The organism is Nocardia sp. NPDC004260, from assembly GCF_053603155.1.
The window spans coordinates 17,105-31,090 of sequence record NZ_JBSGEZ010000051.1 but is presented as its reverse complement, the minus strand read 5'-3'; the positions used below and the strand labels follow the sequence as shown (position 1 = coordinate 31,090).

11 protein-coding genes are annotated in these 13,986 nt (G+C 68.0%); 3 read left to right on the top strand and 8 right to left on the bottom strand.

What is annotated here, in order from left to right; all coding sequences use genetic code 11:
• Positions 1-77: 77 nt before the first annotated feature.
• Positions 78-890, top strand: a complete 813-nt coding sequence (locus ACWEO7_RS26170) for a helix-turn-helix domain-containing protein (RefSeq protein ID WP_452426972.1) — start codon at positions 78-80, stop codon at positions 888-890.
• A gap of 154 nt (positions 891-1,044) precedes the next feature.
• Here the strand turns inward: ACWEO7_RS26170 and ACWEO7_RS26165 are convergent, their stop codons facing one another.
• The 7 genes from ACWEO7_RS26165 to ACWEO7_RS26135 all read right to left on the bottom strand — a co-directional run bounded on the left by ACWEO7_RS26165 (position 1,045) and on the right by ACWEO7_RS26135 (position 8,866).
• A complete protein-coding gene (locus ACWEO7_RS26165) occupies positions 1,045-1,479 on the bottom strand; it encodes a type II toxin-antitoxin system VapC family toxin (protein ID WP_364434772.1) in 435 nt (144 codons plus the stop codon).
• On the bottom strand, positions 1,476-1,718 hold the full coding sequence (locus ACWEO7_RS26160; protein WP_452426970.1) for a ribbon-helix-helix protein, CopG family: 243 nt from the start codon (positions 1,716-1,718) through the stop codon (positions 1,476-1,478). Before ACWEO7_RS26160 ends, ACWEO7_RS26165 begins: the two co-directional genes overlap by 4 nt.
• A 146-nt stretch (positions 1,719-1,864) precedes the next feature.
• Positions 1,865-3,172 carry an FAD-binding oxidoreductase gene (locus tag ACWEO7_RS26155; protein ID WP_452426968.1) on the bottom strand — a complete coding sequence of 436 codons (1,308 nt, stop codon included), beginning with the start codon at positions 3,170-3,172 and terminating at the stop codon, positions 1,865-1,867.
• A 26-nt stretch (positions 3,173-3,198) separates the two neighbouring features.
• On the bottom strand, positions 3,199-4,644 hold the full coding sequence (locus tag ACWEO7_RS26150; protein WP_452426966.1) for an amidase: 1,446 nt from the start codon (positions 4,642-4,644) through the stop codon (positions 3,199-3,201).
• Positions 4,641-5,093 (bottom strand): DUF2871 domain-containing protein, encoded by a 453-nt coding sequence (locus tag ACWEO7_RS26145; RefSeq protein WP_452426964.1) that lies wholly within the window; start codon positions 5,091-5,093, stop codon positions 4,641-4,643. Before ACWEO7_RS26145 ends, ACWEO7_RS26150 begins: the two co-directional genes overlap by 4 nt.
• A gap of 7 nt (positions 5,094-5,100) precedes the next feature.
• A complete protein-coding gene (locus ACWEO7_RS26140) occupies positions 5,101-5,502 on the bottom strand; it encodes a DUF4267 domain-containing protein (protein ID WP_452426962.1) in 402 nt (133 codons plus the stop codon).
• Between the two features lie 109 nt (positions 5,503-5,611).
• Positions 5,612-8,866: an AfsR/SARP family transcriptional regulator gene (locus ACWEO7_RS26135; RefSeq protein ID WP_452426960.1), complete on the bottom strand. Its 3,255-nt coding sequence runs from the start codon at positions 8,864-8,866 to the stop codon at positions 5,612-5,614.
• 558 nt (positions 8,867-9,424) lie between these two features.
• Here ACWEO7_RS26135 and ACWEO7_RS26130 point away from each other — a divergent pair.
• Complete coding sequence (locus tag ACWEO7_RS26130; protein WP_452426958.1) at positions 9,425-11,044, top strand: LCP family protein; 1,620 nt, start codon at positions 9,425-9,427, stop codon at positions 11,042-11,044.
• 244 nt (positions 11,045-11,288) lie between these two features.
• Entirely contained in the window at positions 11,289-12,512 is a 1,224-nt protein-coding gene (locus tag ACWEO7_RS26125) for an FAD-dependent monooxygenase (protein WP_452426957.1), read from the top strand.
• 196 nt (positions 12,513-12,708) lie between these two features.
• On the opposite strand, the gene ACWEO7_RS26120 is transcribed toward ACWEO7_RS26125, so the two are convergent.
• Entirely contained in the window at positions 12,709-13,794 is a 1,086-nt protein-coding gene (locus ACWEO7_RS26120; RefSeq protein WP_452426955.1) for a fatty acid desaturase family protein, read from the bottom strand.
• Positions 13,795-13,986 lie beyond the last annotated feature (192 nt).

Here is a 13,986-nt window from a genome sequence, read left to right as displayed (position 1 = left end):
ACCACGACGTTCGGGCACGACTGCGGGTCGCGTATTGAAGAAATGTCAGCGTGCGCGGCTGCTCATACAATCGACGTGTGCCTTGGGACATCGCTCGACCGGCGCGGCCACCCGCCCTGCGCGGCGTCGATATGGCCGGATTCCATGTGCACGGGGACGGCCCGGAGCAGGTGCGTGTCATTCCACATCCGGCGGTCACGGTGATCATCGAGTTCGGCGAGTGCGGCTTCGAGGTCCGCGACTCGACGGGCCGTAGCCATTCGGGCAGTCTTACGCTCGGCCTCGCCGGCACCGCGCTTCCGGTCCGCGTCGACGCCGTCGAATGCGTCCAGATTCGCCTGGAACCGGTTGTCGCCCGGGCAATCCTCGGCTTCCCGCCCGCCGAGCTGGGCGGAACCATCATCGGCTTGGATGACATCTGGGGTCGCGAGGCGGGGTGGCTGCGCGAGCGCCTGCACGAGACACCGAGCTGGCCCGACCGGTTCGCCCTGGTCGATACCGCGCTGTCCGCGCGGTCCCGGCGCGACCAGCGCGTCGACCCTGAGGTCGCCTGGGCATGGCGGCAGATCGAACTCAGCCGCGGCCGTTTCCGCGTCGAGCACCTCGCCGCCGAGCTGGGCTGGAGCCGTCAACGACTGTGGTCACGCTTCGGCACGCAAATCGGCCTGACCCCCAAACGCGCCGCCAAACTTGTCCGCTTCGACCACGCGGTCCACCGCCTCGTTCAAGGACATTCCCCCTCCCGAGTAGCAGCCGACACCGGCTACGCCGACCAATCCCACCTCCACCGCGACATCCGCGAATTCACCGGCGTATCCCCCACCGCCGCAGCCACCGAACCCTGGCTCACAATCGACGACCGAGCCTGGCCGTCGACGATCGCGAGATAATCCGGGACCACGTTCGAGCTGGGCGGCGCGGGCCTCAGCGGATGTCCTCCCAGTGCCGCGGTGCTCTCGGCGTGACACGCAGAATATCGGCAAACTTGGGAAGCGCCCGGCCATTCGCGGGACTTATGCAGTGTGACCGTGGGGGCCGAGATCGCTACGCGTCTGCGGGCAGGATCCGGAACGAGCGGAAACCGGGCGTCAATGGTTCGATGGCTCGGAAGTCGCGCTGGTCCAGGGTGAAAATGCAGTCGGTCTTGTATTTGTCGGCGAGCGCGACGCCGACCGCGTCGGCGAGGTCTAGTTGCAGTCCTTCGTATTTGGCTCGCACCGATTGCGCTGTAGACAGGTCGACGTGCTTCAACTCGGCAAGCCGGTAGCGGCCGTCGATGGCTCGGCCCAGCAGTGCGTCGGTGATCTTCATCGCCGCGGTGAAGCCGAGGTCGCGGCGGGTCAGGTGATCCAGCTCGGTCAGCACCAGCGGCGATATGACCAGGGTTTCGCGCTCCATCACGCGCAGCGTCTGTTCGTGTTCATCTTGGTCGGCGTCGAATGCGGCGAAGAGCGCCGAGGTGTCGGCGACGATGATCATCGACGGGCCGATCGCTGCTTGATCTGCCGGTAGACGTCCTCGCGCATCTCGTCGGCGCTGCGCGAGCGCCCGCTGTGGAAGACGGGCAGCGGTGCGTCGTTGCGTGGCCGGTCGGACGCATCCAACAGCATCGCAATGCCGCGGCGGATGAGTTCCGCCTTGCTCACCCCGGTTGCCGCGGCCTCCGCGTCGAGCCGGACCTCCAGCTCGTCGGGGAGGTACACGGTTGTCTTCACCATGCCATATATGGTACCACCCGTAGTCTGCGCAGGGATTCGGCCTCGTAAGGATTGCGATGGCTGGTCGCAGGCACAGCGCTGCCGCGCCGATCACGTTGGCGGGGCAGCGCTGTGGAGGTGCCTGACCTCGGCTCGGAACCGGAGGCTCAGTGGAGAACCGGGAAGTTGGCGCGGAATACGCCGTGTGGGTCGCGGGCCTGCTTGAGCTTTCGCAGTCGGTCCAAGGTGCCGGTGTCGAAAACCTCTGCGACACTCTCGCCGGCGGACAGGACGGTGTACGGTTTGCGGCCGCTGACTCGCGCGCCCAGATCGGCGACGATGCGCTTCTGAGTGGCGAGTACCGCGGCAACGGTGTCGGGATCCGAGCCGGTGGCCTGCAGAGACAGTGCGTAGGGCTCCGCGAACGGCGGAACCGCGCCTCGGGTGGGCTCGGCGAGCGCACCTCCCAACTGCCGGAGCTGGATGCCCATCAGCGGATCGATCGGTGCGTGCAGCAGAATCTCGGCGGCGGTCTCGTCCAGTGCGGTCAGCAGTTCGGTTCGCAGCAGTCCGGGGCCTGGGGCGGTGGGCTCGTTGACGATGGCGCCCAACTCGGCAGGGGACAATTCCCGGCGCGTGTCCGCGAGGATGCCGTCGATCGTGTCCAGCCGTCGCAGCAGGTCCCGTCCGCGCGCCGGTTCGCCCAGGTAGGCGGCGGCGATCGCGATCACAGGCGGAGCCTGCGGCAGCTCCAGCCGATTGAGCCAGACCGTGAGTTCGGCCGGTGCGTGATCGGTGATGTCTTGGAAGGCCGCACGGACCGCCTCGGTCTGCGCGGCCGGCCAGGCGATCAGGCCACCGAACAAGGCCGGAGCCGCGAACAGATCGAACTCCACTGCCGTCACCAGTGCGAAATCCCCGCCGCCGCCGCACAGTGCCCAGAACAGCTCCGGGTCGGATTCCGCGGTGACCCTGGCCTGACGACCGTCGGCATCGACGATATCGAAGGCCCGGACGCTATCGGCCGCCCAACCGTATTTACGGCCGAACCAGGACAATCCGCCACCGAGGGTATAGCCGACCACGCTGACCACCGGGGAACTTCCGGCCAGCCCGGTCAAGCCGTGCCGGGCGGCCGCCGCCTGCACTTGGCCCCAGTTGGTCCCCGCGCCGACGCGGGCACGTCGCCGGGCCGGATCCACCTCGATCCGATCGAGTCGGCGCGTGCGCACCAGGATGGCGCCGGCGGTATCACCGGAAGCGCCGTGGCCGTTGGGCTGAGCGGTCACCGACAGGCCCGCGTCGCGCGCGTAGCCGACCACGGCGGCCATATCCTCCGCGTCTTCGACGTGCACGACGGCCGCTACCGGCTGGTCGATATTGAGGTTCCACGGCGTCCGTGCCGTATCGAACGCTTCGTCACCCGGCAGCAGTACCTGTCCGCGCACGACGGATCGCAAGGTGTTGTGTGACATGTACATTCCCTTCGCTACAGAAATATTCACCGCGTCGTGCCCGAGCCGATGGACGGCGCCTGGTTCCGCGTGGCCGGGTCGGTTGCCGGGGAGATGGGTGTGGGCATCGGATAGGCCGCTTCGATATGGGCGGCGGCCGTCAGCGCGCGGCGCTCGGCGAATGGGGCGGTGATCAACTGGACACCGATGGGAAGACCCTCGGCCGATACGCCCGCTGGGACCGTGACCGCGGGCAGGGCCAGGTAGTTGGCGGCGATCGTGAGGCGATGCGCCGCGTACATGGTCGCGACTTGTGCGGTGCCGCCGAGGTCGTAGCCGACCGGCCACGGCAGTTCGTCCGAGACCGGGCCGAGCACGATCGGATGCTCCGCGAGGAAGCGGGACCAGGCCGCGCGGCGAGTGAGGCGCTCACCCAGCGCGGTCATGTAGCCCGCCAGATCCAGCGGCGGGAACAGGTCGATCGCCGCGTCCACGAAAATGTTCAGTCCCGCGCTGCCGACTCGCCGCATGGCTTCGCGGCGCTGGACCACCACCTCGGTGGAAACCAATCGGCCGTAGTCCGCCGCCACCTCGCCCAATTGCGGCGGATCCAGTTCGGCTACCGGATACCCCGCGCGTTCGAGGGCGTCGGCGCAGCCGAGCAGCGCTGCCCGCACCTGCGGATCGATATCGTCACCGAGCATGACGGCGACCGCGGGCAGGGCGGTATCGGTCGCGTCCCGCACTGGAATCCATCCGGGATCGCGCGGGTCAGCGCTGTCGCTGAGTACCTCGAAGGCAGTCGTCAGATCGCGCACGGTGCGCGCCAACGGCCCCGGTGCCGCGAACAATTGATTCGTCGGCGCGGGTGCGGCCCCGGACAGGCTCGAGGCCACCGCCACCCGGCCGGGTGTGGTGCGCAGGGAGGCGACTCCGCAGAACGCGGCGGGTACGCGCAGTGAACCGCCGAAGTCGGTGCCCAGGCCCAGGGGTGTCATGCCGGTAGCTACCGCGGCGGCGTCACCGCCGCTGGAACCGCCCGGACTGCGAGTCGGGTTCCACGGATTCACCGTCGGGCCCGCCTCGTCGTTGTCGGTGTGCCAGCGAGTGGCGAAGTCCGGCATGTTCGTTCGCCCGATGACGATCGCCCCGGCTCGCCGCAGCGCGGACACCGCGGGTGCGTCCGCTACCGCGACGGCCTGCCCGAAGGCCGCCACGCCCCAGGTGGTCGGGCTGCCCGCGACATCGAGGTTGTTCTTGACGGTGACCGGGACCCCGTGCAACGGCCCCGTCGGCGCCCTGCGGTCGGCCGCGGCCGCCTCGGCGCGCGCGGACTCGCTGAATACCGTGGTGAGCGCGCCGATCTCGGAATCGGCCTGCTCGATGCGCTCGAGATGCGACTCGACGACCTGGGCCGCGGTGACCGCGCCCTCGGCGATCAGCGCCGCGAGCGAGACCGCGTCCCGCGTCCACAGTGCGCTGCCGGTGTTCACAATGCCTCCTGTTCGGCGAATACCGCTGCGTTGTGCGGTGTTCGACTGTCGTCGATGGATTTGCCGACGGTGATGAAGAAGAGGATCAGCCCGACGGCCAGCAGGATGTGGCCAACGCCCGCGCCGAGCGCGATCGCCTCACCGCTGCTCTTGCCCAGCACGGTGAGGGTGCCGTGCAGCGTCATGGCCCCGACGGTGATGGCCAGGCCGCTGTTGTACAGCCAGAAGAACCAGCCGTACAGGCTTCCCCGGGCGCTGAGCGTGAACTGCTTTTCCAAGGCCAGCACGATGAGGAAGAACAACATGCCCAGCGCCAGCACGTGGGTGTGCACGACACCGAGCTGCGATTGCCCGGTGAAATGTTCGACCTTGGTGATCTCGCGGTAGTAGAACCCGGAGATCAGGCCGATGATCATGTAGATGTGAGCGGTATTGAGCAGTGTCTTCATCGGGCGCTCAACGATTTTCCCGGCGCAGCAGCAGCGCGCCCGCGGCGGCCACCAGGCCGGCGGTGAGACCGTGCACGCTCAGGGCGGTCGCGGTGGAGCCGCGGCGCACCAGGATGGTGAGCATGTCGCCGGTCGGGATCAGGGCGATGGTGAGCAGGGTCGCGCCGAGGGTGCGGCGCTGCCCGGCCGCGACCAGGACCAGCATGATCAGACCGATGACCACATCGCGGACGCCTTTGACGTTCAGGAAGCCGTTCGCCTCGCCGCGCGGCCAGTCGGTGAAACCGAAGCCCGGAGCCATTCGCTGCGGGGCGAGCAGATAACCGCCGCCGACGGAGATGATGAACCCGGCTCCCAGTACGGCGCCAGCCGTACCGAGACGTTCGCCGAGCCGGCGGGAACCACGCACGGAAACAACTGTTTCCGTATTCGAAGGAACAGACATGAGCACTCCTGGATCGGTGGGATACGTGTCCCGAGCATCCAGTGCCGCCCATACCGTTCGCTGACAGCTGTTGTCAGCGAACGGTACGCAGCAGTTCGAGCACCGCCTCGTCCGGAAGCCGGGCGCCCGCGAGGAATTCCGCGCCCAGGCGCACGGGCCCGAGCGCCGCTTCCGCTTGGTCGAGCGCCCGCCGCCGGAACGGGCCGATGCGGATCACCCCGGCCCTCCGGTTGATCCGGTCGGTCGCGCCGAGAATGCGGGCCGCCTGCTCCGGGGCGTCCTTCGCCAGAGCAACCAGGGCGTAACCGATGCCGACCTCGGCCAGCAGCGCCGCCGAGGTCTGGGCAGCCAGATCGCGGGGCATGGCCAGCTCTCGCAGCGCGTCGTCCGGCCGGCCCGCCGCGACCAGGGTCGCCGCGTGCGCCGTGCTCACGAAGACCAGGTTCACGAAGCGGACGGTATCGTGGCGTCCCGCGGGTGGCGGGCCGTCGGGGAGCGGATGCTCGGACATCCACCGGTACAGTTCCATCGCGCGGTCGTTGTCGCCGCGCAGGTGCGCCAGGTGCGCCTGCGTCGCCGCCAAGAAGCGCCCAGGTGCGGGGATGATGTGCGGGGTGATCAGGGCCTCGGCCTGGTCGATATAGGTTGCCGCGACGTCGGTATCGCCGCCGACCAGGTGCATCTCCGCCGCGAAGAGCAGCACGCCCATGCGCTCACCGGCGCCCAGGTCGGGGCTGAGCAGTTCCAGCGCGCTCGCGATCAGCGGGCGGGCGCTGTCCAGTCCGAGCATCCGGGTCCGGTAGCTGGCCAGGGAGATCAGGGCGCGGCTGTGTGACCGGGCGTCGCCGTGCGCGCTCAGGCAGGTCAGCGCCGCCTCCAGAGTGGGCAGGGCACGGGCCGGATGGTCGCCGCCCAGTTCATCGAAACCTTTTGCTATCAGCGCATTACCGCGTAGCCACGGATCGTCGGAGGTGGTGCACGCGGTCAACAGGCTGTCGTCGTCGCCGAGTAGGTCACGCAGCGCCAGTATGAGCACGAACATCGGGTGCGGAGGTCGATCCTCGGTGAGGGCCGCGCGGGTCAGCCGCTCGAATCGTCCCGTGTCGTCTCGGATCTGGCCCCACCAGATGTTGGTGAAGTACGCCGGCAGCTCCTCGGCGTACCGGCAGGCCAGATAGGCGCCGGTGCACCCCGGCGGCGGTGTGTCGTCGAGCAGGGCGAGGACCTCGCGGCGGCGTTCGGAGATGTCGCCATGCAACCCGCGCAGCAGCCAATACCAGACGAGATTCGCGTACAAACGAACCGCGCGCTCGCCGTCGCCGACGTCCAGCGCCCACCGCAGTGCGGTCTCGCAATTGCCGTGTTCGGCGATCAGCCGCGCGAGCCAATCGGGTTGTGCGGTAGTGCGTAATCCGTGGGCGGCGGCGTCAGCGAATTCCGAGAAGCAGTCGGCATGGATGCGGGCGACTTCGTCCGCATCGCCGGCGGCGGTCAATTCCGCTGTCGCATAGGCTCGGATGGTCTCCGCCATTCGATAGCGCTGTCCATCGAAGTCGACCAACGACTTCGTCACCAGTGAGGTGACCGTGTCGATGGCGTCCGGACCACACACCGAAGTAACGGCGTCCAAGGTCGCGCCGCCGGCGAAAATCGAAAAACGCCGGGCTGCCGCGGCTTCCGCATCGGTGAGCAGTCCCCAGCTCCAGGCGACGGCCGCGTGCAAGGTGCGATGGCGCGGGACCGCGTGGCGAGTACTGTTGGTGAGCAGCCGGAAGCGATCGGTGAGTCGGGCGCTGAGGTCCGGTAGCGGCAGGCTCCGCAGGCGAGCGGCGGCGAGTTCGATAGCCAGCGGCATGCCGTCCAGGCTGCGCACGATGGCGCGGATATCCGCGGAATTGATCTCGGACAGCGCGAAATCCGGGAGTGCCGCGGTGGCGCGGTCGATGAACAGCCGGACCGCGGGCGATGCGGTGATCGCCGCGATATCCGAGTCGGCTTCGGGCAGGTCCAAGGTCCGGACCGGATACACTCGCTCGCCGTCCACGCCGATCGGCTCCCGGCTCGTGGTGAGCACCCGCAGCAGGGGCAGCCGCTGCAACAGATCGTGAATCAGGCGCGCGGTCGCCTCCACGACATGCTCGCAGTTGTCCAGCACCAACAGCATTCGGCGGCCGGACAGCATCCGCTCCAGTACATCGGCCCATTCCGTGGACAGTTCATCGGGTCGCTCGAACTGAGCGAGCGCGTTCGCTATCGCCACTCCGACTGCGTTCACGGCCGGCCGGTCGGGCCGCTCCCGCTCGAGTGCGGCGAGTTCGACGAAAGCGAAGCCGTCCGCCCAGTCCTCGGCATGCGCCCCGACCGTCTCGGCGGCCAGCCGGGTCTTCCCCACGCCCCCGGTGCCCGACAGTGTCACCAGTCGGGCCTCGCGCAGCGCCCGTCGCACTCCTTCCACGTCGCGTCCGCGTCCGACGAAGCTGGTGAACCGCCTGGGCAGTAGCGGTGCGGATGCGCCGCTGGTTCGCGCTGCTTCCGTAACTCCCGTTGGACCCGATCCGGACGCCGTCGCGATCTCAGGTTCGTCGACTGCGGGATTACGGGGTGCGTTCGTGTGAATTTCGGCCAGGGCCGAGCGCAGGACCTCGGCGGGTGTCGTGCCGAGTTCGTCCAGTAACAGGGTCTCGGTTCGCTGGAACTGTTGTATCGCCTCGGCGGTTCGTCCCACAGCCGCGAGCGCCCGCACCAGTCGTGCGGCCAGCGTCTCCCGGAACGGATGTGCCGCTACCTCCGTGCGGAGCTCACCCAATACCTCGCCGCCTCGGCCCAAGGCTCGAAAGGCGTCCGCTCGCAGTTCGACCGCCTCGAGCCGCTGTTCGGTCAGATGCAGTGCCGCGACCCGTAATGCCTCCGATTCCCCCGCATCGCTCAACGGCTCCCCGCGCCACAAGGCGAGCGCGGCATCGAAGCACGCGATGGCTCGTTCGGCCTCACCGGCCGCCAGCAATGCCCGCCCTGCCTCGACCGCACGCCCGAACCGATGCGCGTCGACATCCTCGGGCGTGAGCTCGAGCACATACCCGCCCCCGTCATTCCGCACCGTGCCCGGTGCCGCCGCGCGCAACCGACTCGCCAGAGTCTGCAACGCATTCCCGGCCCCCGCGGGCGGGTTCTCCCCCCACACCCCGTCCACCAGCCGCGCCGCCGGCACCACTCGCCCGGCTTCGAGCGCCAGCAACCCCAGCAATGCCCGCACCCGCGGCCCCCCGACCGACGCCTTCCTCCCGTCCGCGCCCGCCACCCGCACCGGACCCAATAGCTCTACCAGCATGAATCGTCCATCTCGCGATCGATCCTGCGTGGCGCCCCGACCTCTCGTCAACCCGGGCTAACTGGGACCTCGCCGCATTGCGGCTATCGAACCGCCTCGAACTGTCGGCGCACGCGGACCGGCGCGGCCTGTCGTCGATCATCACCGAGATCGGTGCGCGTGACGTGATGCTGCGCCCACGGATTTCGCTATCGCGTACCCGGTCGGGTGCTTGCTCGGTGTGTATTCGTCACAGACATGGGGCAGGATATTCCAACCTGGTGAAGTGCTGTCGGCGGTTTCCGCGCGGCACTGTGACGTGAGGCTTGACGGCGAATGAGTGACGAAACGGAACCGATTCCGGTCGTGGTTCCCCGGTCCGGTGGTCGTCATGCTCGGCCGGAAACGCCTGTCGAAGGGGTTCGCGAGGTGTCCGACCGCGCCGCGAGCGCCCGGCCTTCACACCGGGCGGGAGGCCGAGGTGAGTCTCGTGCCGAGCTCGGCGGATCAGCCGCGGACGGTTCGCACGCGGGGCGGGAGAACTCGGCAACGGCGACTCGCGGTGCCGGTGCGCGACCGATGGGCTCCGGTGGTGATCGGCGCGAGGAGGCGACCGACCCTGCCGAGGGCCCCACCGACCGGTATGTGCCGGTGCGGCCCACCCGCCGCAATCGGACCGCGCAGTCGTCGTGGCAGGCCCGGGTCGCACGGACTGCCCTTCGCCTGGTCGTTGCCGCTACCTCGGTGGTCGTTGTATCGGGCACCGGATTCGCCTACTACACCGAGCGCGCCGTCGATGACGGGTTCGCCCGGTCCGGGGCTATCAGTTCCGAAGACGCCGCCGCGCTCGACGGCGACATGAACATCCTGCTCATCGGGCTGGACACACGCAAAGACCGTAACGGCAACGACCTACCCAAAGACATCATGGACCGGTTGCACGCCGGCGACGGCAGCGAGGGCGGCTACAACGCCAATTCCCTGATCCTGGTACACATTCCGAAGGATCTGAAGAGGATCACCGCCTTCTCCATCCCGCGCGACGACTACGTCGCGGTCACCGGGATCCCCGGCTACGACCACGCCAAGATCAAGGAAGCCTACGGGCTGAAGAAGGTGGCGGTCGAGCAGAAGCTCGCCAACCAGGGCGTCAAAGACAAGGTCGAACTGGAACGCCAGGGCCGCGAGGCCGGCCGCGAATCCATCGTGCAGACCGTGAAGGCACTGACGGGAGTACCGATCAACCGGTTCGCCGAGGTCTCCCTCGTCGGCTTCTACGACCTGGCCGCCATTCTCGGCGGCGTCGATGTCTGTCTCAATCACGCCGTCGACGACGAGTACTACTCCGGTGCGGTGTTCCCGGCCGGACCCCAGCACCTCGATGCCGCCAACGCGTTGTCGTTCGTCCGGCAACGTCACGAACTCGACAACGGCGATCTCGACAGGACCCACCGCCAGCAGGCGTTCCTCACGTCGGTCGCCAAACAACTCGCGGAGTCCGGCACACTCACCAACATCGGCAAACTGCAGCAATTGATCAACGCCGCACAGAACGATGTGGTGCTCTCCCAAGGCTGGAACATGCTCGACTTCGCGCAGACCATGGGAAAGGCGGGTTCGATTCCGATCGAATTTCAGACCTTGCCGGTGCAGGGCTACCAGACCATTGACGGCCAAGACGTCAACGTCATCGATCCGGCCGCCATCAAAAAGACGGTGCGCACGGCGTTCGGTGTGCAGGCAGCCACGCCCGCCGCACTCACGACCACACCCACCAGTACCGTCGACGTCGTCAACGCGGGCGGAGCGGCAGGTATGGCCGCCAAAGTGTCGACAGCGTTGGCCGACAAGGGATTCGGCAAAGGAGACATCGGCAACGCCACCTCCACCGATGGTTCCGGCTCGGTCGTCTATTACGGCACAGGCGCCGACACCGACGCCACCCAGGCCGCAAACTTGCTCGGCGGGCTACCGACAGCCGTGTCCAAGAATATCGACCCCGGCCACATCAAGATCGTGATCGGCAGCGACTTCACCATGCCCGACGAATTGAGTGCGGGCACGTCGACGAGCTCCACCCCACCGACCGGCACGGCCTCGTCCACCGGTGCCACCACCTCCACACCCGCCGACGCGGCACCCGACTCCGGTAAACCCGTCACCACCAGCATCGGATCCAACATCCCCTGCGTCGACTGAGGTTGCCGCCGTGGACGCCTCCGGCCCGGCCTGGTCGGTGCGGCATCGGGCAGACGAGTGTGCGCCTACAGCTATCGACGTGGTCATCGGATGGCGGCACGCGACAGCGTGGAGCGTGGACACGATCTCGGCTGCACCGATGAATTTCTTGTGGATCCGTCGTCGATACCTGTGGATACACCGACAGCGGTGGGTCAGAGCAAACGATCCGGACAGTGATCCGGCCGGGTGAGCGGGAGGCACAGTGAGCGGTACCAGGGTATTGGTGGCGGGGGCGAGTATCGCGGGGCCCGCGTTGGCCCACTGGCTGCGCCGGCGAGGGGCCGAGGTGACCGTGGTGGAGCGGGCCCCCGAACTGCGTCCCGGCGGGCAGGCGGTGGACGCGCGTGGGGTGACCAAGGAGGTCATCCGGCGGATGGGGCTGGACGCGGCGGTGCGCGCGGCCTGCACTGAGACGGCCGGCGCGTACACCGTGGACGTGAACGGGAACGTGCTGGAGACCTATCGCGCGGACGACGATGGCGGCGACGGGTACATCTCGGAGATCGAGATCCTGCGCGGGGACCTGTCCCAGGTGCTCTACGACGACACCCGCGACGGCGTCGAGTACGTCTTCGGTGATCGGATCGCCGAGCTCACCCAGGACGCGGACGGGGTCGACGTGGCCTTCGCGGGCGGCGACCGTCGGCGCTTCGAGCTGGTGGTCGGTGCGGACGGGCTGCACTCGGCGCTGCGAGCGATGGTCTTCGGGCCGCGTGAGCGGTTCGTCCGCCACCTCGGGCACGTGCTGGCTTTCTACAGCGTGCCCAACGAGTTCGGGCTGGACCGCTGGCTGATCGACTACCAGGAGTCCGGGCGCTCCGCCGGGCTGCGGCCCATCCAGGACGCCACCCGGGCGATGGCCATGTTCTCCTTCCCCTCGGGGGACTTCGATGTCGACTACCGCGACGTCGCGGCCCAGAAGCGCCTGCTGCGCGAGGGGATGGCCGGCATGGGCTGGTTGACCCCGCGCATCCTCGCGCACCTGGACGACACCCCGGACTTCTACCTCGACCAGGTCGCCCAGGTGGTGATGGACCGCTGGTCGAGCGGACGGGTGGCTCTGCTCGGGGACGCCGCGTTCAGCTCGTCACCGATGTCCGGTCAGGGCACCGGGCTGGCCCTGGTCGGCGCCTACCTGCTGGCCGGAGAGCTGGCCGCCGCCGGGTGGGACCCGGAGGCCGGGTTCGCCGGCTACGAGGCGCGGATGCGCTCGTTCGTCGAGGCCAACCAGGAGATCGCCCAGTTGAACGCCCGCAGCCGCGACGTCCCCGGGCCGGACGCCGAGCCGAGCCCCGATTTCACCGAGGAGTGGTTCTCCGAGTTGGTCGAGCGCGCGATCAACGGCGTCGAGCTGCCCGACTACACCGGGGTGCCGGACTCCGGGGCCACGGCCGGACCGCCGATCACTTTGTCGGCCAAGCCGTAGGCGTCACATAACGTGCCGAGAGGGACGACGCTTCGGTAGGCCGCCGCCCGACTACGTCCGCGCATGCCGCATACCGCGCGGATCTGCACTGGTCAGCGTAGCCATCGGCAGACCAACAGGCTTGGGGACTTTCGTCGGATGGCGGTGTAAAGCATCTGCCGGGTGCTTCCGGGGCGGCGCGACGCCCAGCTTGTGTTCAACGATTCCGTTGTGACACTTCGGTACCCGGGTGTCGGTCGGGGGTGCGCAGAGGAGCGCCGACATGGTGCAAGTGTCTCAGCGCCTCGCGGTAAGAGGAGATCAGCCCGGTTTCGTGGTACGGCACGCCGATTTCGGTGCAGTAGTCGCGGACGATCACCTGGGCATGACGCAGGTTCGGCGTCGGCATACTCGGGAACAAATGATGCTCGATCTGATAGTTGAGCCCGCCGAGGGCGAGGTCGGTCAACGCGCCACCCCGTACGTTGCGGGAGGTCAGCACCTGTCGACGCAGGTAATCGGGGCGGTCGTCGCCGGTCAAGGTCGGCATGCCCTTGTGGTTCGGGGCGAAGATGCAGCCCATGTACAGGCCGAAGAGGCCCTGGTGGACAGCGAGGAACACGACCGCTTTGTCGGCGGGCAGAACCGCGAACAGTGCGGCGAGGTAGGTGGCGAAGTGGACGAACAGCAGCGCGCCCTCCGCTCCGCGGTGTTTGACCGATGGATTTCTCAGCGCTCGAACGCCCGCCACGTGGAGGTTCAGGCCCTCCAACAAAAGGAGGGGGAAGAACAGGAACGCCTGCGCCCTCCCGATGAGACGAGGCAGACCGCGGCTGGACCGTGCTTGCCGCTGTGACCAGACCAGAATGTCGGGCGCGACATCTGGGTCGAGTTCCTCGTGGTTCGGATTGGCGTGATGCCGAGTGTGCTTGTCCTGCCACCAGCCGTAGCCCAGACCGATGCCTGCGTTGCCGACGACTCTTCCCACGAGCTCCGTCGGCTGCCGTAGACGGAAAACCTGGCGATGTGCGACATCGTGCATGACCAGCGCGATCTGAGCGAACGTCACGGCCATGAACCCCGCGACCAGCAGCGTCCACCACGAATCGCCGATGAGGACGAACGCTGCCCAGCAGGCTGCGAACGCGACCCCGACGAGGCCGAGCCGGACGGCGTAGTAGACGGGACGCCGGTTCATCAGCCCCGCGTCGGAGATCCGGCGCAACAGACGGGCGTAGTCACCGTCGGCGCCGCGCCGCGGTGACCGTGGAGATGACTCGGGGACCAAGGCAGGTGTCGTCATAGATCTTCCTGAGAGCTGAGCCGGAGACGCCACCTCCCTCCGTCGACGATGTCGGCCGGTCGATGTCGGAGCGGGGCGCGGATTTCGATACCCCGAAGCTATCGGCCGGATTCTCGTTACTCGTAACCCTCTGGTATGAGATGGAATCGGACTGCGGGGTGATATCGGATGTCGGCGAGGCGTCGGCCTCGA

Excerpts from the sequence above, each read along its gene's own strand:
- ACWEO7_RS26165 (WP_364434772.1), bottom strand. The coding sequence starts at position 1,479 with ATGATCATCGTCGCCGACACCTCGGCGCTCTTCGCCGCATTCGACGCC.
- ACWEO7_RS26160 (WP_452426970.1), bottom strand. The coding sequence starts at position 1,718 with ATGGTGAAGACAACCGTGTACCTCCCCGACGAGCTGGAGGTCCGGCTC.
- ACWEO7_RS26155 (WP_452426968.1), bottom strand. The coding sequence starts at position 3,172 with ATGTCACACAACACCTTGCGATCCGTCGTGCGCGGACAGGTACTGCTG.
- ACWEO7_RS26145 (WP_452426964.1), bottom strand. The coding sequence starts at position 5,093 with ATGAAGACACTGCTCAATACCGCTCACATCTACATGATCATCGGCCTG.
- ACWEO7_RS26135 (WP_452426960.1), bottom strand. The coding sequence starts at position 8,866 with ATGCTGGTAGAGCTATTGGGTCCGGTGCGGGTGGCGGGCGCGGACGGG.
- ACWEO7_RS26130 (WP_452426958.1), top strand. The coding sequence starts at position 9,425 with ATGGGCTCCGGTGGTGATCGGCGCGAGGAGGCGACCGACCCTGCCGAG.
- ACWEO7_RS26120 (WP_452426955.1), bottom strand. The coding sequence starts at position 13,794 with ATGACGACACCTGCCTTGGTCCCCGAGTCATCTCCACGGTCACCGCGG.